This window comes from Spiroplasma endosymbiont of Megachile willughbiella, from assembly GCF_964273395.1.
GTDB lineage: Bacteria > Bacillota_I > Bacilli_A > Mycoplasmatales > Mycoplasmataceae > Spiroplasma_A > Spiroplasma_A apis.
In genome coordinates this window covers 633531-655318 of sequence record NZ_OZ187005.1, presented here as the reverse complement: position 1 = coordinate 655318, position 21788 = coordinate 633531, and the positions used below count along the sequence as shown (strand labels likewise).

Genomic DNA, 21788 nt, shown 5'->3' with positions numbered 1-21788 from the left:
TATATAATTTCCTAATTATTAAATCATTGCAGGTAATAGAGATATTTTAACCCCGAATTCTGTAACTGGTACAGTTACAGATAATTTCAAACCATTGTAAGATTTGAAATTTATTCACCCTAATCCTGAAATGTTTATATCGTAGTAACCTTCATCAATAAAATCAAATACTTTTGTTGTAAATTTAATACTATTATCCTTCAATCTAGGTGAAAGATTGTGTCTATTTTTTCTAAAATACCTATCAGTATTAGCTTCTTTTGTTCTATGTAATGGTAACTGTTTATTGACGTAAAAATGAAAATTTGTCTTTAATACTTTATTTTTTTTATTGTCAATATTTTCACCTTCTAAAAAGGTAAACCATCCTAAACCACCATAAAAAATAGTTTGACCAGCTAGTAACTGATATGTAACTTGTTTAATTTCTTTTTGAAAGAAAAAATAATCTCAATAAGATGGTGCTGTTGCTATAGCTATGTGATTATGTTTTACTAAACCGGGCGTATCGTAAATGAAATTAGATTCTGTGAAGTTTATTTTTATTTTATCTAATGTAGTGTTTACGTATTTTGAAGTTACAATTGAAGGTATTTGACTGTTAGCCTTTAAGCAAGCATTGATCAAACTAGATTTTCCAGCATTTGATATTCCTATGATGTATTGGTCATATTCAACAGATTTTAATTCATTAATTAAATTATAAATATATTGATTTTTTATTGAAGAAGTTAGAAGTATTTTTGAATCTTTAAGTGGCGAACTTGAAAAAAGACTACGCACATATTTATAAATTTTCTCTTTTTTTACCGCTTTTGGTAGTAAATCTATCTTATTTACCAAAATTACAACTTCTTTTTTTGATATTAGTTGCTCTAATCAAGTTAATCGGCTTCCAGGTAGATCGAATATGTCAACCACATAATAATATCTTATTTTATCTGTGGTTCTATTTATATTATCTAATATATCTATGAAATCTTTGTCATTTATTTCTTGTTCAACTAATCTATTATAGTGTTTTATTTTAAAACATCTTAAACAGTAATCTTGATTTTTAACATCGATAGCAAAACCAGGTTTAGTATCGTCAGTTGTCTGTAGTTCTTTCCCACAACCAACACATTTTTTAGGACCACTTGAGTTAATGTTAGTTGTATTTCCGATCCCAGGTTTTATTTCATGTAAACTAACTTTATTTTTTTGTTTAAATTTTCTTTTTTTTGGACTTTCAATATGATCAATGAGGATTTTGTCTTCCAAAATATCAATATCTTTTTCAATATCATCTAAATTATTATCGCTAGAGTATTTCATAATTACCTCCTAAATCTCCTTCATTATAAAAACCTTCGTGAAGTATATTTTTTTGTGCTAATTTTTTTAATAAGTGTTTCTCTAAGAACTGAACAAATTTTCCCTCACTATTATTTCTGTTTATTGGTGACACTAATATACTTTTGATATGTGCTCTATTAGCTACTAAGATATCAGTAACTACTTGATCTCCAATAAGCACCATTTCGTGTTCCTTGTAAGACAATAATTTTTTAACAAGTTTCATTTTACCAAGCAAAGGTTTTTTACAATCTCAAAAATAGTTAATAATACCAGCTTTTTTTGCAAAATTTTCTACCCTACTTCTTATATTGTTTGAAAATAAAACAAACTCCATATTATGGGCATAAACATTCTTTACAAAGTTAATTACATCAGTGCTTGGAATTCTTTCATTTCATCCGATTAATGTATTATCCATATCGCATAAAATCAACTTTATTCCATTATTTTTTAATGAGTCAAGATTAACTTTTTTGTAATTTTCTAAGTAGATAGAAGGTTTGAAATAGTTTAATAGTAGAGAAATACCATTTGTTTTCACTTTATTTTCCAAAAATTAACACCTCTTAACAAATATAATTATACATTAAATTGATTTCCTACTTCTTATTTGTATTACTTAGCATGTCACTTTTTTTGATATAACTGTTTTTAGACAAAGGTAAGTAAGTAAACTCGTAAACAAACGCTAAAAAGAAAAGCACTTTTAAGACATCGTTGTAACAATGGTCTATCACTTTTTTAATTATCTTATTCAATTCTTGATATTGTTCGAAACTCATTTTTTTATTTACTGGGTAGGAATAAAAATTATAGGCACTGCAACACATACTGTAAATGTCTTCATTTTCTTGTTTTAATGTATTTTCAGATATTAAAGCAAATCAATCAAAGAACTTTTTACTACTTGTTAAAGCTATAGAGTCATGTCCCTGTTTACCAATAGGTAGATAATTAGCATTTCAAAAACTTTCTCCATCTTTATTGGTATTTGTAAAACTCATAGAGTTTTCTAATATATCATATATGTCGAAATAATTTGCATTTAACTCACCTTTTTCTTTGTTATAGAAAGCTAAATTTAGGGTTTTTCGAGTGAAAAAATGTTTGTTATCGTTTATTCATTTATTTATTATTTTTATGTCATTTGTTGCACCAGCACAAACTATTGTTCTTATTTCTTTATTTCTACACATATTAAGAAAACTTGTTATCATTTTTTTATATTGTTTATGAAAGTCATAATCTGTATCATTATGAGCTCTTTTGATAGTTATAGATTTAATCGCTTTCTTATTATCTCTATGCGATATTTCTTTTAAAGATTTTGCAAAACTATATTGTATTACATAAACTAGGTCTTTATCATTCTCGTTATACAATTTTTCTGATATTTCGCCATTGTCATGTGAGTGATTGAAAAACTCTGTGTCTAATACTATTATTGGAAACTGTATGTTTTCTAATAACTTCCTTGCAACAGTTTTATCAAATCAAAAGCTTTGGTGTTTATTTAAAAGAAAAGAACCATCATCGAGATACTTTATCAAATTTCTTTTCATTATTTTACCTACTTTAATAGTATATTATCATAATATATATTAAAATAAATCAATAATAATATATTATATAATTGTTAGGCGGTATAAATTAAAATGAAAAATTTTAGTATTTTGAATGAGTTCACAAACAATGTGAGTTCACAATGATTTAAAAACTTTTTTACAACTAAGATGGATGAACTTAAAGTTGGTTTTTTTGATGTAGGTACCGATGAAGATGCGGATTTCACACCAAATTTAGCTACATTAAATAAAATTTTTACAAATCTTAAGAAAGATGTAAAAATTATTGAGACTCTTGAAGAAGTTAATTCATTCATTGACAAGATGATACTTAAAACAGCGGATGGTAAAGAAGATGTTAGAGGAAATACCTTGCAAAATGAATTAATAGAGGCTTTTAAAACCAATGCCAGCGATATAAATGAAAAAGTTACTGAAGTAATCGTTAAAATGCAACTAGGTAGCATATCGAAAAGTACTCAAAAAGCTTTAAAAGTAATAGAAGTATTAAAAAATAAGTTAGGTAAAGATACGATCTTCGAAGAAATTGAACGAGAAGATATTGAGTATATATTAGACAGTGAATTAAAAACAAGTATCGATAAATTGTTACATTGGTCGACAATCCACCCTACTCATGCAGAAAATTATAAAGAAGAATTAGATATACTTCAAAATCATAATAATGAAATAAAGGATAGAAATGAAGCAGCCACTATAATTGCACATTATTTTGGTACAATAATTGGCAACGAAATTGATCAATTTGATATAGAAGAATTAAACACTGGTGTTATTGATAAAAGATCCAAAGTTGTAATCTTTAATCAAGGTATATCAATATGCGATGAAATATGTGCAAAAATCGACTTAATTGTCGATGTATATTCAACTTTAGATCAACATTAATTTAAAACTTGTAACTATTGTTATAAGTTTTAAATTTTTTTTGTCTCTAAGTTAGTGTCTTTGTCTTTGATATGCATAAACTTTTTATTTAAAAATATAAAATAATCTTTATTTAATTCAATATCACTTTTTTTAACAACTAATCCATTTAAACTTTTGCTTTTTTGAATCAAGGTTGTTATAAGTTCCTCATTTTCAAAGGAAAAATCATCATTAATAAAATAAATGGCTTCTTTTTCGTTATACTCTAAAACCTTAAAATTATATAAAGTGCTCTCCATTCATTTACAAATAAATGCATAAGCATCTATTTCTGAATATGGTTCTGATGTTTTTACTTCCAATAGCATTTTTCCTTTAGTTTCTCAACCTTTATTTACAGTAACTGCTAGTGTTGTTTGTGTATTTGTCTCGAGAATTTTTTGTTGATAGTTAAATGTTAAGCTATCAACAAAAATATTTTCTATTACAAAAGTTAACCCTGTAAAATCATACTCATTATTAACTAAAGAAGTATCAAATATCTGAGCTAATGATGTAAAAAAAATTTTTTCAGCAATTTCCTCTTCTGTTTCGCCATATATATTTACAATGTGATTGTTTACTTTATATGTATCTAAACTGCTTTCAAAACCATTGTGTTCTCAATAACCATTTATGTATTCTAGATATTTAAAATTAACCGGTGTTATTTTATTGTCACCAGAAAAAAGTTTTTCTAAACCATCAGTTGTTATACGTGAACTTATAGAAGGAAATGTTTGTATTGGTTCGCAAGAAATAACTGTAAGAGGTGAAAAAGAAACTGGTATTAAAGAAAAAAGAGTTAAAAACTTTTTAAATTTCATCTTTACTTTCCTCACTTACTTTTAAAACTTCTATTTTTTTTATTAAATTCTTTTCAAATGAAAATGGTTCGAATTTTTGAGATATATTTCCTTCAAAAACTAAAGATTGATCGTAATTATTTAGAATTTTTTTAATATAATTCTTTACATTATTTATCCTTGATTCTTTTACGGTAATAACTATTTTATGTCCTAAATTTTCCTCTTCTTTTATTTGTTCGGACATTGAATTATCCTTCTTATCTTTATCCTCTTCTTCTTGAATTGTGTTTTTTTGAACTTCAATGTTTTCAGAAACTTTTTCATCAATATTTAACAAGCTTTTCAAAGCTTTTATGTTTAGTATAAATGAAGTGTTGTAAAATGCCAATCTTTCTCTGTGATTATTATTAGAATTATAAGTCACGTTTTGTTCAGAAAATAATATTAAATCTTTACTTTCTTCCAATGCGTTGAAATAATATGTATTTTCGGTTTCATCGATAGTAATTTGTTTACCTTCCATCTTGTAAAAGATTTCACCATTAGATGGCATAACATTTAATGATCTTGCTAACTTGTCATAAGAGAACTGTATTTTTTTGATATTGTCAAAATCCTTCTTATTTTCTTTTAAAGGATTATTATAGTCGCTACTCATTATGTTTTGAGCTGTGTACTCTTTTTCTCTTTCGCATTTCATCGCATCATTGCAATTTAATCCAAAATAATTGTCCTTCATTACAAAATTTTTTAAATTATCTAGATTATTATTGTTAAAATCTGGAAGCATTGAGAATTTTTTATCATTTGTTTTTTTTGATGAGAAAGTGTTAACATAGACAAAATTATTGTTAAATTCTTCGGCAACTATAACTGGTTTGCTGGTTCCACAAGATGTGCTTAATAATAAAGGTAAAAATATAAAATTTCCACTTATGATTCTTCAAAATTTTTTCATATAAGCACCTCATTCAAATTATAACAAATTGAAACCTAACATTTAACTATTACTTGTTTGTTGGTTAAAATAGTTAAGTCAAAATAAAAAAAGGTATAAACCTTTTCATAAACATTATTTATTGTTATTTTATAGGATCACTATTTTTTGGATTACCTTCTTCTCAAAAATTTATCGCTAATATATTTTTTACAAATTTTACAGTGATTTCAAATTCCCTAAATGGTAAAGATAAATAACCATTAGTAAAATTTATCGCTATATGAGCTAAGGTTAGTGGTGTCATTTCAGGTTCTTTTTTTATTCACTCTATTGGGTCTTGATTTAAAAATTCATCAAATCCATATTTTTCAGCCATTCTTTGTTTAAAGGTAGTTATACCAGGATCTAGTCAATTTTCTATTAGTCAATTCGTAATTTCGTTTCTCATAAAACCTTTATCTTGAATATATTTTGAAGTTAAATCAAAAATTCATGATGGAAGTCTCTTAATACCTTCATCAATTGACCCTACAATTAGAACCTCATTAATTTTTTGTCCACTGTCTGAAAGAAATGACACCGCTAAAAAAGCTGTGCCATCTAAAAATGTAATTTTACCCAAGCTAGACTCTTTTAAGTTATAAATTTTATTTTCCAACTTATTCACCACACCTTTATTTGAGTTGATTATACACCACTTTTTAAAATATTTTTTCTCCATTTTTAAAAACGTCTGCCTATTTTTTTATATTCTTTCTTCTATTTCTTTTTTTATCATTGATATAAAATCATCTATTTTATATTTGATTTCTGTATTATTTGAGTATTTTTTTACTGTTAATATATTATTCTCTTTTTCGTTCTTTCCAATAACTATATAGTATGGTGTTTTTTTTATGATTGAGTTTCTAACCTTGTAACCAATTCTCTCATCACTATCATCCAATGATGTTCTTATTTTATTATTGAATAAAATGTCTTGGATAGATTGTGCATAATCATTTACATCTTTTCCTAAAGATAATATATCGACTTGAACAGGAGAATATCATGTACTAAATTCTCCGTTAGTTTGTTCTAATAAAACAGAAATAAATCTTTCGTATGTACCAACTAATCCCCTATGTATCATAATTGGTCTAATAAGATTACCATCAGGTCCTACATATGTAAGGTCAAATTTTTGTGGTAGTAAAAAATCTAATTGAATTGTAGAAACAGTTATTTCATGCCCTTGAGAAGTTCTAGCCTGTATGTCCAATTTTGGACCATAAAATGCAGCCTCTCCTACCATTTTTTTATAATCAATTTTTAGCTCATCTAATAGTTGCTCTAAGTTATTTTCTGCTTCATTTCACATATCATCATCATCATAGTATTTTTCTTTATCATCAGGGTCTCTTAAAGATAAAGAAATATAGTTGATAGTTATATTGAATTTTTCTAATACTTCATTGATAAGTTTGTAACAATTTAAAAACTCGTTTTTTAATTGTTCCTTTGTTGCGAAAATGTGAGAGTCAGTTAATTCCATCGCCCTAACTCTTTCCAATCCTGTCAAACTTCCAGAAAATTCATATCTATGTTGTATTGCGTGTTCAGCAAACCTTAGCGGTAATTCTTTATAACTTCTTTTTTTATAGTCATATACCGAAATGTGATGAGGACAATTCATTGGTCTTAAAACAAGATTTTCTTTATTATCCATTTCAATTGAAGGAAACATATTTTCACGATAATGGTCTCAATGTCCTGATGTTTTATATAGCAATTCTGTACCTAATACAGGTGTTTCTATTTGTATAAATTTATATTCGAACTCCTTTTCCAACAAGTATTTCTTTATCTCGCTTTTTAAAATTGTTCCATTCGGTAATCAAATAGGTAATCCCTGACCAATTAATGGGTCTATATTGAATATTTCCAATCTTTTACCAATAACTCTATGATCTCTTTGTCTTTTTTCATCTAAAAGCTCACTTTTTTTTAGAATTTCTTCATTATCGAAACCGTATATAAATTCAATTTTTTGTATTGATTGTTCTTCATTTAAATGAAAAGCAGAAATGTTTATGATTTTAAATATTATTTCTTTATATTGAATATTTGTAAAATCAAGTTCTTTTAAATCAAACAAATTCTCATTTTGATCTTTTTCAATCTCGTCACTTATTGATAAACTTTTTATAGGTTTAGCAATTTTTATAATAGTATTATTAACTCCGCTTAAATTCTCTGTTGTGTCAAATAAAATAAAATTGTCATTTGTAAAATAGTTATAAATTTTAGAATTGTATTTAGAAATTAATAAAGAGTAAAGATAATTTTTTGCTATATTGTTCATAGTTATTTCAGTTAACTCGTCATTTTTTTCGCAAAGTTCTAGTGTGCATCCCATTTTTATTATCACTTCATCGTTTAGTATTAAATCGTTGTGTTTTAAAATATATTTTTTTCATTCTATATTTATATTTTTTTTAATATCTTTAACAGACATGTTTTCTTCTACAATTATTTTTTTAAAATTAATAATATCTAGTTCCATACATATACCTCATTATTCTATAAAACTTTTATTATCAAAATATGGTCTTAAAACATCTGGTAATACTAATTTTTCTCCATCATAATAATTTTCTAAAATGGCTGCAAGCAATCGGTCAATTGCTAAACCTGATCCATTTAGGGTATGTAAATACTCCAATTTACCGTTAACTCTATATTTTGAGTTCATCCTTCTTGATTGAAAATCTAAACAATTTGAACAAGATGATATCTCTCTATATTTATTTTGACTTGGAAATCAAACTTCTAAATCGTATGTTTTTGCTGATGCAAAACCCATATCACCAGTACACAACATCAATACTCTATATGGTAAATTGAATAATTTTAAACACTCTTCAGCATCTTCAACCATTTTTTCTAACTCTATAAAAGAACTATCTTTATCAGTGATTTTGACCATTTCAACTTTATTGAACTGGTGTAATCTAATTATTCCTTTAGTATCCTTACCGGCACTTCCTGCTTCTTTTCTAAAGCATTGTGTAAATGCAGTGTAATATAATGGAAGATTTGAATGTTCTATAACTTCTGAATTTAATAAATTTGTTAATGGAACTTCTGCGGTTGGAATTAAATATTGGTCCCCTTCTTGTAACTTATAAAGGTCTTCTTCAAACTTTGGTAACTGACCTGTTCCAAACATAATATTATCGTTAACAATTAAAGGTAACCAAAACTCTTGATATCCTTTTTTTGAGTGTTTTTTTAACAATATATCAATTAAAGCCCTTATTAGTTGTGAACCTTTATTTTTATAAACAACATATCTAGATCCAGCTAATTTAGTACCTAATTTGAAATCAATCAATCCTAATTTCTCACCAATTTCTCAATGACTTAAATTTGATGCAACTTTTTTGTCATCATTTCAGTTTCTTATCTCTTTATTATCATTTTCATCAAAACCAGTTATTACACTTTTATCAGGAATATTTGGTATGTTGATATTAATTGTAAAGATCTTAGACTCTATATCACTTAAAATCTTTTCTAAGTACAAAATTTCTTTTTCTATTTCTTGAAGTTTTACTTTTACAGATTCTAAAACAACAATTTTGTTTTGTACATCTTTGGTTATCTTATTTTTCTCAAACTTTAAGTTTTCTAAATCATAAATAATTTTCTTTCGTTTTTTATTGAGTAACAAAAGTTCACTAATCTCTTTTGTATAATTTTTTTGCCTAGTATTAAGCAATCTAATTATTTCATCTTTATTATTTTCTATGTAATCAATACTTAACATTTTAATGTCTCCAGTCCATGAGAAAAAATATATACTTTTGGAATTTTAACTATATGGTACTACCGCGACAAAATTCAAAAAACTTTTTTCTAGTGTCTTATTATTAACAAGGCATTTGAAAAAGTTTTTTTATTAAGTTTTATAATTTACTTCCAACTTTTTTTCTCTATTTTATTTTTGTCAATTTTTAAATTGATTTTAGTAATATCAATTTGTTTAGAATCCATAATTGATGAGAAATTTTTATCTAACATTTTTAAATAATTAGTACCATACTTCTCGTAATAATTTTCTGGCTCAGTTTTAACGAGACCGAGCGATTCTTTTCTAAGAGCTAAAAACTTACGAAATAACATAAATGATGCGTAATACATAACTATAACAGCAAATCATTTTAAGTAATATGTAAAGTCATTCATCTTGATATTTAAACCACCTTGAATACCTACAAATATAGTAAAAAATGCAAACACTGTACCAAATACTCCACCAATTAGCAAACCGTATGCTACTTTAGGATTATAATTATTATCTCTGTGGAAAGTTCATGCTGTTGTTGGCAATGCAAAACCAGCTGCACAGGTCATTATAGGAAATGCAATAATTGTTTCCATTCCTAATAATGAAACTATCGCTAATGCGGGTGCATATAAACCGATACCAAAACTTTGTAAACCACCAATTATAAAGAATGCTAATATACCAACACCTAATTTTCAACCAGATAGCCCTTTAGTTCCTGCGTTTTCAAATAAACCAACTTGTGCAAGAATCATTAATATACCAGCAATTGCTAAGCAAACTGATACAAACAAAGCTACTACTTTTTTATTAACTAAGTTAACTATTTTAGCTGCTAGAAATGCACCTATCATAGCTGATATTACAAGACTAATCAATGTCACTAATTCAACTTGTATAGCACTCACGAACAAAGTACCAGCTAATAAGTTTGGAATAGTTAAGCCAATATTTAAAGTTCCAGGTAAATTCTTCACATTTTTTACTGTGTTAGTGGCATTTAATGCAGCAACTGTAACAGCAAATGAACCAACACCAATTGTGTCAGTAAAACTACCTATGAATCCAATAGAAGAAGTCTTAAATAGGTTTTCTTCTTTATCTAGAAAAATTCTTTTCGTTGTTTTGGTAATTATAAAGACCAAGAATCCTATTATCAAACAAACACCGATACACATAAATATAAAGGCTGTAATCTGATCCTTATCTTTAAAACTAAATGTTTCTCCATTATTAGCTACTTTAAAATAATATAAGTAATTAACAATCAAACTAATAATCAATAAACTGATAGTCCCTAAAATCGCAATAAAAGCTATATTTCTAGGTTTTAGAGTTTTCTTTAAAATTGAGTAATCTTGTTTTACTTTCTTGATACTATCTTTGTTATTTTCTTGCTTTAAACTCTCTAGTTTTACTTGATATTCAGCTTTTAATTCAATATAGTTTAAATTATTTTTTATTAAATTTGATTGATTATACTCTCAAATAGCTAGTGAATAATTTAAATCTAAATAGTCTTTAATTTTGGATACATATTCAGAATATAAATTTGTTGATTCCACAACTTTTTGATCAAATTCTTCTTTAGTTAGCCTCTGATTCTTAAATTCTTTTCTTAAAAATCCTAGTTGCTCTTTGTAGAATGTCTTCATTTCTATTTTTATCTCTGCTAAATTATAAAGGTTAGATATATGAGTTTGTAGTTCTTCTTCGTTTTCCATAACATTTTTGATTAACTTTTGATTACTCATTCTTTATGCTACTTAAAAGCTATAACTTCTATTTCTATTAGACTATTTTTTGGTAAGTTTTTTACAGCAAATGTACTTCTTGCTGGTTTATGGTTTTCGAAAAAGTTCTCATATAAATTATTAACTTCTGAAAAATCTTTGATATCTTCTAAAATAATAGTTGTTTTAATAACATCATTTCTTGTGTAACCCGCTGCTAATAATATTTCAGAAATATTAGCAAAAATTTGTTCAGTTTGACCTTTTAAATCAGATTTCAATTCCATAGTATTAGGGTCTAAACCAATTTGACCTGAAACATACAAGAAACCGTTATCTAATTGAATTGCTTGTGAATAAGGACCAACAGCTTTTGGTGCTTTTGGGGTATGAATATATTTCATTTAAATGATAGAATTTAAAAATTTTTTCTCCATAACTGAATATCCATCTTTTTCCAAGTCATTAATCACATTTTTTAACTCTTCTTTAGTATTGATATCAACTACTAATCTTATAATTTCTCTATTAATTCCCAAAGTATTTTCTAATTGTGAATCTGAGATTTTATGTATTTGCACTCCATTATTATCTACAATATTAGTAATTTTTGAAAGATGTCCTTTTCCTAGTGGAGCATCTATTTTGATAACCACTCTACGATTTAAATCAATCAAAGCTCTGTTTGTTATATTTAAAAATGTTGTAACATCAATGTTACCACCAGATAATACACAAACAACTTTTTTACCTTTTATGTTTAGTTTATTAAATAACATTGCCGCACTCGAAACAGCTCCAGCACCTTCTGCAACTACTTTGCAATTTTCAAATAAGAAAAGAATTGTTTTTGCTATTTCTTCCTCAGTTACTAAAACCACATCATCAACATATTTGTTTAGTAATTCAAAAGTTACGTCCCCTGTTTGTTTAACAGCGATACCATCTGCTATAGAAAGTTTACCGTCAACCATGAATGGTTTTTTGTTTTTTCTAGCTTCATAATAACTTGGTACATTCTCACTTTCAACACCAATTAGTTTACAATTAGGGTTTACATTTTTGATATAAGTAGCAATTCCAGCTAATATACCTCCACCACCAATTGGAACTAGTACATAATCAGCATCTTTCACTTGTTCCATTATTTCTATACCAATACTTCCTTGACCCATAACAACATCGATATCATTAAACGCATGAACTAATGCCTTATTTGTTTCTTTTACAATTTCCATTGCTTTAGCATTTGCGTCATCAAAGAAATTTCCGTGTAAAATTACTTCCACACCGTAATTTCTAGTTGCATTTATTTTAGCTAACGGTGCAGTTTTTGGCATAACAATTGTAGCTGGCACTTTTAACAGATTAGCTGCAAAGCTTACCCCTTGAGAGTGATTCCCAGCACTGGCAGCAACAACCCCTTTTTTCAAAACTTCAGGATCAATTGACATCATTTTAGACAAGGCTCCTCTAAGTTTAAAAGAACCTGCTTTTTGTAGATTTTCTAATTTAACATAAATTTCGTTCCCGGTAAGTTGACTCATTTTGGTCGCATATATCATAGGAGTTTTATTTAAGAAAGGTTTTATTTTTTCGTATCTTTTTTCAATATCTTCTTTTGTGATATTATTACTCATATTAACACCTCTTTCATTCGTGGTTTCTCAACCACCTTTATAATAAACCTATTTTCGGTAAAATTTCCAATATAATACTTTATTTTAAAAATTATATCTATTGACTCATATTAAGAAAGTTTTCTAAAAAACTTACTCCCTTGCTTGTTAACTTCCTTCCTCTTGCTGTTTTTATTATTAAGTTATTTTTTAAAAGATTTGGTTCTATTAAAGTTATAATAAGTTGTTGCGACATATTTATAATTTGTTGAATACTCTCAATCCCTAAACAACCGTTTTTCCATAATATGATTAAATAATCTATTTCTAAAGATGTTAAGCCATACTTAAATAAATTCATTTTTTTAAAAGTATCTTTTATAAACTCAATATTAATACTTAAAGGTTTTTCTATCACAACATAGTCATTTATCCGCTTTAATAAGTTGATAGCTACCCTTGGATTTAACTTACAGAAACCAGATATAAAATTTGCAATCTCATCATCTATGTTAAAATTCATTTTTTGAACATTTATTTTAATTATTTGAGAAATATCCTCATTTGTATAATTGTCGAATGTAAAGTTGATAGGAAATCTATTTACAAATGGTTGTATTATTTTGTTTATCTCAGTTGTGGCACAAATCAAAGTAAATTCTGGTAGCTTGATATTAACTATTTTAGAGTTATATTCTTTACCTATTATGATGCTCAATTTTCGGTCTTCAAGAGCAGGATATAAAATCTCAAAAACCTCTTTTGATGCAGAATGTACTTCATCAATAAATATAATTTCATTATTTTTTAGCGCTGTTAACGGTGAAATTATATCGCTAGCTTTTTGCAAACTAGGACCATTTAATATATAAATCTTTTGTTTTAATATTCTAGAAATTAAATAAGCTAAACTAGTTTTACCAACTCCACTACCACCACTCAAAAAAATATGATCTACACATTTACCTCGAATTCGCGCAGACTCAAGGCACACTTTTAAATTTTCAATAATATTTTTTTGACCAATATATTCGGAAAAAGACTCAGGTCTAAACTCATTCATTTATATTTTTCCCCAACAAAATAAGAGATTCTTTCAATATGATGTCTTCTTTTTGACTAAAATTTACCTTATTTACAACTTGATAAACATCAGAAATTTTATACCCAAGTCTATGTAAAGAATTGATGATATTCATTTGTTTTTGTGAATATTTTTGCTTGAAATACTTCTCGCGCAATTTGTACATAATGTTTTTAGCATTTACTTCACTTATTCTGCTAAGATCTGTTAATCTAGAAATGTCTCCTGACTTTATATAAGCTAAAAAATCATCTAGTTTGACATTATCAAAGATATTTTCAATAGTTTTTAAACCAACATTTTTTATTTCTAGTAATATTTCAACTAAATCACGTGTTTTAGAATTATAAAAAAATAATATTTTATCTGTAAAATCATTTCGATAATGTAATATATAAAATAAATCACAATCTGTTTTACAAACACTTTCGTCTTTTGATGCTATTAATATACCTTTATAACCGATTCCATTAACCTCAATCAACAAATCCTTATTGTTATGTTCAATAACTTCCCCTTTTAAAAAATACATGTGAAACCTCCAATATGTATAATCTAGTTGGGAAATAAAAAAATTACACTTGCGTGCAATTATTTACTAATATTTTTCTTTTTTGTTGTAGTAGCACTTTTTTTAGTTGTTGATGCCACTTTGGTTTCTTTTTTCTTAGTTGATACGCTAGCTTTTTTACCTTCAGCTTTTTTGCTTAAATTAACTACCTTGCTTGTTTCTGTTTCGGTTGGAACAGAAATTGTTTTTTTATTTCTATTTGAGTTGAAAAAACTATTTCTTTCTTCGGTGATCATCTTAGCTCTTTTTAAAGTCAAAGGTTTACCGTCGATGTCATATTTATTTTTCATAGAATCGACTGAGTTATTATTTTTTCTATTTATAATTGAATCTATTCTTTCTTTATTTTTTATAGAATCTTGAACCCCTTTAGGAAGTTCAGAAAGATTACTTTTACCACTTTTAGAAGATGCAACGATAGCTGATTGCTTCAAAAGGTAAATCTTTGAGTGTTTTTCTTCTAACATTTTTGGTCTTGTAATAACTTTACCAGATGACATTTTATTTTCTGTATTTTTCTTTTTATCATTGACAAACTTTTGGTTGGTGCTTGCCTTAGTTGCTTTAATCATAATCGATTCTCCTCAATACTTGTAAACATATTAATTATATCGTATTTAACACTATATTAAAACAAAAAGCTAGATTTAGTAAAATTATTTATAATTTACAAAAATATGAAAATAGTGGTAAAAAATAAAAAAATTGGAATTAACCAAATTTTCTGTTTTGTTTTTGTTTGTAAATACGTTTTTCTTTTTTGCTTAAGTGATACTCTCTTTTTCTCGCTTCTGCTTTAGAAGAGGCAGCTACTTTTTGAAAACGTTTAAGTGCTTTTTCGATTGGTTCACCTTCGCGTACTACTACACTTGCCATCTAGATTTCAACTCCTAATTCAAAATTATTATACATATAAATGTATATCTTGTGAATAATTTTACATATTTTTTTTCATTTTTTTTATAAATTATCACTTTTGTAAAAGAAATATAGTTAAAATAACTATAAATAAGGGGTTAAATAGATATGAAACGTTTGAATTTGATTGTTACAGGTGGAATAGCGGCTAGTAAGTCAAAAGAGTTATATCATTTACTAGCTAAAAAATATGATGTGAAATTGATACTTAGCACAAATGCTGGAAAGTTTGTTGATTTTGAGTCGTATGAAACACATGACAAAATTTTTACTGAAAGTTTTTATGACCCACATCATTATGGTAAACATATTAAAATGTCTCATGAGTCTGATTTGAATATAGTTTATCCAGCTAGTTTTAACTTTATTGGTAAAATAGCTAACGGTATTGCTGATGACCTACCTTCTCTAGTTTTTGCTGCTTCTAAGTCAAAAACTATTCTCTTTCCAAGTATGAATTCCAACATGTATTTGAGTCCTATATTAGAAAAAAACAAGAAAACTCTTTTAACCCATACGAATATAAGATGAATTGAACCAACATATGGTAAACTGGCAAGTGGACATGAAGGTATCGGAAGATCATTAGAACCAATTGAAGCAATCAAAATAATAGATGAAGAATTAACTGATTATCTTAATATCAATAATAAAAAATTTATGTTGAATTTCGGAAGAACAAGAAGTTACATAGATAAGATAAGGTATATAACAAATACTAGTAGCGGTAAAATGGGATTAGCACTTAGAAATGCCCTTCTTAATTATTCTCAAAGTGTAATCAGTGTCTTTGGTGATACAGATTTTAATCTTCAACAGAATGAAAAAAACATTTATTGTAACACCAATGAAGAAATGTTGGAAGTAATGAAAAAAAACTTTTTCGATAGTGATGTCGTTATTTGTTGTGCTGCACTTAACGATTTCGAAGTGTTAGAGTATGTAGATAAAAAAATTGAAAAAAGAAATTTGAAAAATAACTCATTGAAATTAGATTTAAAATACTCAATAGATGTATTGAAAGAATTAGGCAGTATAAAAAGAAACCAGTTTTTAGTAGGGTTTAGTTTATCAAATGAATTTGATTTTCAAAAAGCTAAAGAAAAACTAGTCGAAAAAAATTTAGATATGCTTGTTGTTAATTTATTAGACTCTGTTGGAAATGATAAAACGAGTTTAAAAATTATGTTTAATGATAATACAAATATTATTCACCTAGATAACTTACCAAAACATTCAGTGGCATTTGAAATAATTAAAGCTATCAATGAAAAATTAGCTGTGCATAATTAATTTGTTTGTTACTTGAAAACTTTCTACAAAAGTTTTCATTAATTTTTTTCTCTCTTCATTTATTTCGAAATAAAGAAATCCGTTTTCAATTCTAAAATTCTTAAATCATTTATGATAACCTTTCAAATTAGACAAGCTTCTCAACTTTACTTTCAAAATATCATTATCAATTTCTATACTCATAATGTTTTTTGAACCTTCAAAATATTCAATAAGTTCTAAACACTGTTTTTTTATTTCTCATGGAGATATTTTTTTTGTCTTCTCAATATTGATGTCAAAGAATTTAAATCATAAGTAAAATGAGAAATAACCTATTAGCGAATAAATGATCCCTACTAAAGGAATTCAATATATACCAGTCTTCTGACCATTTATTGTTGGTATAACTCCATTCATTACAAAATCAAAAAGTCCAGTTGAAAAAGTTGTACCGACTTTTACTTGTAACAATGATGTCGTCATTCCCATAAACCCTGTTAACGGTGCATAAACAAGAAAAAAATAACCAGGCATTATAAAACAAAACATATATTCTACTGGTTCAGTAATTCCTAACAAGAAAGAAGTTAATGCTGCTGAGATATAATAACCATATTCTTTTCTATTAGAGTTTTTTAAAAATAGAAAAAGCGCAAGAGTTGGTAAGACAAACATAGAGTTTACAAATCCACCAGTTAGGAAACGAGTAACTCTAAAACCTATATTTCAACAATCATCAATAGAAACATATTTACTATTTAATATGGCAATAGATATTCTTTGGTCACCACTTATTTCCCAAAGTTTTTCTACGGAAGTTGTTTGATATATTCATTCTTCAATATTATTTAGTAAGTATTCAATGTTATTGGCTTTTAAAATATCAGATATTGAGTCTATATCCAAAGATCCTAAATTATAAATCTGGTCATAAATTTCTCTTGATATACCATTAGTTCTAGATAAATACTCTGCTAATAATTGACTTTGATATTGTGAAAGGTCTCCCCCTATTTGCGTATACCACATTGGAGCTTGCCACAATAAACTAGATCCGAATGGTATTAACATTCTTTGTATAGTTCTAAATACAAATGAATCTAAACCATTTGGTGATTTTGCAACTTGCGACCCAAGTCAACTTAGTAAAAATCCTAAAATTGGTCATATCATAATAAAAATTAAAGAAAATACAAAAGAGTAAAGCGGCATAATTAACAATGCAAATTTTTCTTTTTCAAAAAAACTTAAACTTTTTGGTAAGCTAACATTTTTTGTAAAGTTAAAAAAAATAACATTTAATGAACCGATCAATATACCTCCAATAACTCCATTATTGAATGTTTTATAGCCGAACAATTCAGTTAAATATATTTTTTGATTAAGAGCTTTTCAAAATAATATGCTAAAAGTATTTTTGTTGTTATCATTAAACTTTAAAAATGAGTTAATGATTACAATAAAAATAATATAACTCAATAAGGTAACATAAACAGCTGCGCCTTTATTCTTAGAAAAACCAATACTAATTGCTAATGCAAACCAAACACCAATATTTAAAAAAAGTATTTGTCCAACACTTGTAAAAAGTTTAGACAAAACATTATCGCTACCACCAGGCAAATATATTCTAAAAATATTTCCAAATGTAATTATCAAACCAAATATTGGCATTAGAATAATCACAAAAGAAAAACTGGCACCCAACTTTCCTACAAAACTTCTAAAGCTTGCTTTTGTATAATAGGATATATCTAATTCTTTTTTTCTTAAACCAGTTATTTTCATTTTGCATTCAACTCTATTTCTTTAAATACATTTTAACCTTTATTTTTTTTGAGTTATATTTTTTATTTAATAATCCTTGATTACTATGTCTTTTATATTCTTCCAATTCTACTTTTTCTTTTTTGGTAATGGTGTTCAAAACTTTTTTACGTTCTAAATAACTAACTCTTTTTTGTATTTGTAAGTTATAAGCTTTATTTATTAATAATTTCAAGTTATCAAACTTATAATTATTTTTATTTGTTTCCTCTTTTTCGAATTCAAAAACATTTCTTGCTTGAGTTATTTTCTCTTCGAAAGTAAGTTCATCCATCAAAGGAGTTTCTACTAAGTCGTCATTTGCTAAATATTCGGTATTTTTTAAGTTATTATTTTTATGTTTTAAATTTTTTATTGCTTTTAGGAACAAATGTTTTGTTGCTAAGTTTTTTTTCATGTTGAACGTTTTTCATTTTTTTTCTAAATGTTTATAAGCTAAGGATACTTTGTATTTATCTCTAAATATAATATAGTCTGTTTCTTTTTTTAAACGTTCTCTATCTTTTAATATTCTTTTTTCTTTTTCGATTTTATTTTGTTCTTTTAAAAAATTTAATTCTTCTAAAAGTTTTTCTTTTTCTTTGTTTAGCTTGTCTAAACTTTTTTCTTTTTTATTTACTGTTGACTCTAACGTATTAAAAATATTATTTATTTTTTTATTCGTTGCTTTTTTTTTTACTGTATCAGATTCAATTTCCTCCATTATTGCATTATACTTCGATGTAAAATTAATTCCATCTTCACTAAAAATATTTTGTGAATCACTTTCATAATCATCATCAAAACCTTCTACAGTAAAGAAATTATCTACATAAGGTTCGTTAGTTTTTTTGTTTGTTGTATTTTTATTTATTTTATTTTGGTTAAACCTTATCATATCTTTTTGTAGTTTTTTCAAAGCCACATTATTTTTTTCTTTTAAATAATCCCTAACGTTTTTTTCATCTCTTTCAATGTCGATGGTCAGGTCATCAGCTAAAAGTAAATCTAGTGGTAAAGATTCTACAGTTTTATATGTTTTAATTGCGTCATCTATCTTAACTAATTTATTATTAGCTTCATTTATTAAATTCATATTTTTTTGTTGTAAAGCAATATCGTTTTCTTTTTTTGCTTTCAAATAATTTTGTTTTGCAAGTTTGATTTTTTTATTTTCCTCGTCTATTACAACTTCAAGCATTCTCTTTTTATTTGCTAACTCTCTAAACTTTTCTTTCTCTCTTTGCTCTGGAGTTTTATTATCTTGATTAGTTACCATGATCTTTTTGAAATCATTATTCAATAAAGAATTAGTTTTTTCTTCAGTTGCCGAGTTCTTACGGTTGTTATAGGTCTTATTTTTTTCGTTATTAAATAATTGTTGTATCCTTAATAAATTATTTTTTCTTTGTTTCAAAACAAACTCTTGCTTATTATTTCCAAAAATGTTTTTCTCTTTTAAAAGATTTAGATGATTTTCTAATAACTCGTTTTCAATTATTAATAATCCTTCTATGTATTTTCCAATATTGCTTCTGATTTCTTCATCAAAATTAGAAAACTCATATGTAAGCAAGTTTACTGTTGTAGGATTTAAATTCAGATTCACTAATTCATCTATTCTACTTCTTATAGACTTTGGTAAACCAAATGTATTAACTTCATTTTTTCTTATTTTAGCCATTATATTCTCCTTAAAATAAGTGATTTAACTTAATTATAACAAAAAAGCTCTCTAATCCTGTAAGCCATTTGTGTTTCGTGTAAACATATGATTACGATCATTAATAATCATAAAAAAACTTCTTGTCCGCTTTGATAATATCACATTCTTCAATTATAAAACACATAAGTATATTGCTATTACTATTGAATTATTGTGTAGAACACTGTTTTTAGATATAACAAGTTGGTTTTTTTGAAATTATAGGTATAGTTATTACCTATCACTACATGTTTAAATTTTAAAATAAAAAAACCATTAATATGGTTTCGATTTTGTATTGTCGTAATACTAATATTCAAGTGTTTTTATTCTTTCAGAAAAGTTTACAACTATAATACTTACATAAAATAGTAAAGTAAATACTAAAATTCCTGAATAAACAATGATAGTTCCTATAGAATAACCAACAATTATTGGGTATAAAATAAATAACACAATAACCAGCAATGTATACACAAAAGATAAAATCAAAGAAACTTTTAACTTTTGAACTTTTTTGAAACAAAAAAGAAAATTAAACATAGCTGCAACTATTATTAAAAACCCAGTTAGTAATGATGGAATAATAATAGTTAATGAACTTCCTGATATAAGTACAATTATTGTAGATAAAAATCCCAAAACTGCGACAATACAAGAAATAACTAAAATAGATAATTTTGCACGATTCATATAATTCTCCTAAATAAAAAAATATCGAGTTTTTCTCAACATTTATAAGTTAATTATATCATAAAATACTTATTAATAACACATTTCTGTGTTTTGAAAGTGCACGTAATTTAATGTAGATTAACCTTCAATAAAATAAACAATATTTTATTATCCAAAAAAGAGTGAAAGATTTTTCATACTTAAATAACTCTTTTGAAAAAGATTTCACTTATAAAGAAACATTCCAAACAAAAAAAAAAAAAAAAACAAGCATTCTAGTTGTAACTACTTGTTTTAGATAAATTACTTTTTACTTAAATTAGCAAATAAATCGGACATATTTTTATTGTTAGAAACAAAATCTACTGAGCTATCTATTTTATCTTTATCAATTGTTAAAATATCTGTATTTTTAAAATTTTCTTTTGTTATTTCTACATTATTTTTTTTCAATGTGATCACCCCTTAAAATAATCTCAAATACGCTTGATCATATAAATATTTGTATACATATAAAAATAATTCATATTCAGAAAATACTTTACTTGAGTTCTTTTCTAAATTAATTTTACCATTTTTCTTTACATAAATATATTCGCAATTGTCTACAATTTCTAACACTAATTTCTCTCATTTTTTAATAAACTCATTACTTTCGAAAGAGTTATATAAGTAAATACAATATTTATGTAGAAAAGATGTCGTTAATAAGACTGCACTTCGTTTGTTACCATTAATTAGAAAGTGGCCTTTACAAAATCTAATTAATAAGTCGCTAGCTTTGCTAATTCAATTACCTTCTTGATTTTGAAACCATTTATAATAAATAAATAAGTTAATGCAAGATTCTTGCAATCCTGATGGTTTATCCTCAACATTTAATTCATACCCTATGCTTGTTTTTAACATTGGCAATTTTTTCATAACAGCTCCAAGTAAAGCATTACATTCGTTGTACAACTTACTACATATAAAATCATATCTG

At 26.1% G+C, this 21788-nt stretch carries 22 protein-coding genes; 2 read left to right on the top strand and 20 right to left on the bottom strand.

From position 1 onward, the window contains the following. Nucleotides 1–18: 18 nt before the first annotated feature. From yqeH to ACI2WZ_RS02825, 3 genes are read right to left on the bottom strand one after another with little or no spacing between them, the layout of a single operon-like run. Nucleotides 19–1317 (bottom strand): ribosome biogenesis GTPase YqeH, encoded by a 1299-nt coding sequence (yqeH, locus tag ACI2WZ_RS02835; protein WP_500244542.1) that lies wholly within the window; start codon nt 1315–1317, stop codon nt 19–21. After that, on the bottom strand, nt 1304–1894 hold the full coding sequence (locus ACI2WZ_RS02830; RefSeq protein ID WP_023789469.1) for a YqeG family HAD IIIA-type phosphatase: 591 nt from the start codon (nt 1892–1894) through the stop codon (nt 1304–1306). Before ACI2WZ_RS02830 ends, yqeH begins: the two co-directional genes overlap by 14 nt. A 46-nt stretch (nt 1895–1940) precedes the next feature. After that, nucleotides 1941–2903, bottom strand: a complete 963-nt coding sequence (locus ACI2WZ_RS02825) for a hypothetical protein (RefSeq protein WP_500244541.1) — start codon at nt 2901–2903, stop codon at nt 1941–1943. A gap of 93 nt (nt 2904–2996) precedes the next feature. Here ACI2WZ_RS02825 and ACI2WZ_RS02820 point away from each other — a divergent pair, with 93 nt between their 5' ends. Continuing rightward, the gene (locus tag ACI2WZ_RS02820) at nt 2997–3815 is read left to right on the top strand and encodes a hypothetical protein (protein ID WP_023789465.1); all 819 of its coding nucleotides are present in this window, start codon (nt 2997–2999) and stop codon (nt 3813–3815) included. 29 nt (nt 3816–3844) lie between these two features. On the opposite strand, the gene ACI2WZ_RS02815 is transcribed toward ACI2WZ_RS02820, so the two are convergent. The 12 genes from ACI2WZ_RS02815 to rpsU all read right to left on the bottom strand — a co-directional run bounded on the left by ACI2WZ_RS02815 (nt 3845) and on the right by rpsU (nt 15300). After that, entirely contained in the window at nt 3845–4663 is an 819-nt protein-coding gene (locus ACI2WZ_RS02815; RefSeq protein WP_500244540.1) for a hypothetical protein, read from the bottom strand. Continuing rightward, entirely contained in the window at nt 4653–5603 is a 951-nt protein-coding gene (locus ACI2WZ_RS02810; protein ID WP_500244539.1) for a hypothetical protein, read from the bottom strand. Before ACI2WZ_RS02810 ends, ACI2WZ_RS02815 begins: the two co-directional genes overlap by 11 nt. Before the next feature lie 124 nt (nt 5604–5727). Further along, entirely contained in the window at nt 5728–6243 is a 516-nt protein-coding gene (locus ACI2WZ_RS02805; protein WP_144083786.1) for a hypothetical protein, read from the bottom strand. An 87-nt stretch (nt 6244–6330) separates the two neighbouring features. Then, nucleotides 6331–8130, bottom strand: coding sequence for a threonine--tRNA ligase (thrS, locus tag ACI2WZ_RS02800; protein WP_500244538.1), 1800 nt, complete (start codon nt 8128–8130; stop codon nt 6331–6333). Between the two features lie 12 nt (nt 8131–8142). After that, complete coding sequence (serS, locus tag ACI2WZ_RS02795; RefSeq protein WP_500244537.1) at nt 8143–9396, bottom strand: serine--tRNA ligase; 1254 nt, start codon at nt 9394–9396, stop codon at nt 8143–8145. Nucleotides 9397–9542: 146 nt separating this feature from the next. Continuing rightward, complete coding sequence (locus tag ACI2WZ_RS02790) at nt 9543–11171, bottom strand: sulfite exporter TauE/SafE family protein (protein WP_500244536.1); 1629 nt, start codon at nt 11169–11171, stop codon at nt 9543–9545. A gap of 8 nt (nt 11172–11179) precedes the next feature. Then, the gene (locus tag ACI2WZ_RS02785) at nt 11180–11554 is read right to left on the bottom strand and encodes a RidA family protein (protein ID WP_023789451.1); all 375 of its coding nucleotides are present in this window, start codon (nt 11552–11554) and stop codon (nt 11180–11182) included. Continuing rightward, the gene (ilvA, locus tag ACI2WZ_RS02780; RefSeq protein ID WP_500244535.1) at nt 11555–12790 is read right to left on the bottom strand and encodes a threonine ammonia-lyase; all 1236 of its coding nucleotides are present in this window, start codon (nt 12788–12790) and stop codon (nt 11555–11557) included. Between the two features lie 97 nt (nt 12791–12887). Then, nucleotides 12888–13832, bottom strand: a complete 945-nt coding sequence (ruvB, locus tag ACI2WZ_RS02775) for a Holliday junction branch migration DNA helicase RuvB (protein ID WP_500244534.1) — start codon at nt 13830–13832, stop codon at nt 12888–12890. Continuing rightward, complete coding sequence (locus ACI2WZ_RS02770) at nt 13819–14385, bottom strand: helix-hairpin-helix domain-containing protein (protein ID WP_500244533.1); 567 nt, start codon at nt 14383–14385, stop codon at nt 13819–13821. Before ACI2WZ_RS02770 ends, ruvB begins: the two co-directional genes overlap by 14 nt. 59 nt (nt 14386–14444) lie before the next feature. Further along, the gene (locus ACI2WZ_RS02765; protein WP_500244532.1) at nt 14445–14996 is read right to left on the bottom strand and encodes a hypothetical protein; all 552 of its coding nucleotides are present in this window, start codon (nt 14994–14996) and stop codon (nt 14445–14447) included. 139 nt (nt 14997–15135) lie between these two features. Further along, the gene (rpsU, locus tag ACI2WZ_RS02760; RefSeq protein WP_023789442.1) at nt 15136–15300 is read right to left on the bottom strand and encodes a 30S ribosomal protein S21; all 165 of its coding nucleotides are present in this window, start codon (nt 15298–15300) and stop codon (nt 15136–15138) included. A gap of 150 nt (nt 15301–15450) precedes the next feature. Here rpsU and coaBC point away from each other — a divergent pair, with 150 nt between their 5' ends. Next, a complete protein-coding gene (gene coaBC / locus ACI2WZ_RS02755) occupies nt 15451–16635 on the top strand; it encodes a bifunctional phosphopantothenoylcysteine decarboxylase/phosphopantothenate--cysteine ligase CoaBC (RefSeq protein ID WP_023789440.1) in 1185 nt (394 codons plus the stop codon). Here the strand turns inward: coaBC and ACI2WZ_RS02750 are convergent. The 5 genes from ACI2WZ_RS02750 to ACI2WZ_RS02730 form a co-directional block, all read right to left on the bottom strand. After that, on the bottom strand, nt 16618–18405 hold the full coding sequence (locus ACI2WZ_RS02750; protein WP_500244531.1) for a PTS transporter subunit EIIC: 1788 nt from the start codon (nt 18403–18405) through the stop codon (nt 16618–16620). The genes coaBC and ACI2WZ_RS02750 overlap by 18 nt on opposite strands. 13 nt (nt 18406–18418) lie before the next feature. After that, entirely contained in the window at nt 18419–20107 is a 1689-nt protein-coding gene (locus ACI2WZ_RS02745; protein ID WP_500244530.1) for a hypothetical protein, read from the bottom strand. Between the two features lie 330 nt (nt 20108–20437). Next, the gene (locus ACI2WZ_RS02740) at nt 20438–20821 is read right to left on the bottom strand and encodes a hypothetical protein (protein ID WP_023789432.1); all 384 of its coding nucleotides are present in this window, start codon (nt 20819–20821) and stop codon (nt 20438–20440) included. Nucleotides 20822–21106: 285 nt separating this feature from the next. Next, nucleotides 21107–21256 (bottom strand): hypothetical protein, encoded by a 150-nt coding sequence (locus ACI2WZ_RS02735; protein ID WP_166484601.1) that lies wholly within the window; start codon nt 21254–21256, stop codon nt 21107–21109. 12 nt (nt 21257–21268) lie between these two features. Beyond that, on the bottom strand, nt 21269–21727 hold the full coding sequence (locus ACI2WZ_RS02730) for a hypothetical protein (RefSeq protein ID WP_500244529.1): 459 nt from the start codon (nt 21725–21727) through the stop codon (nt 21269–21271). Nucleotides 21728–21788: the final 61 nt, after the last annotated feature.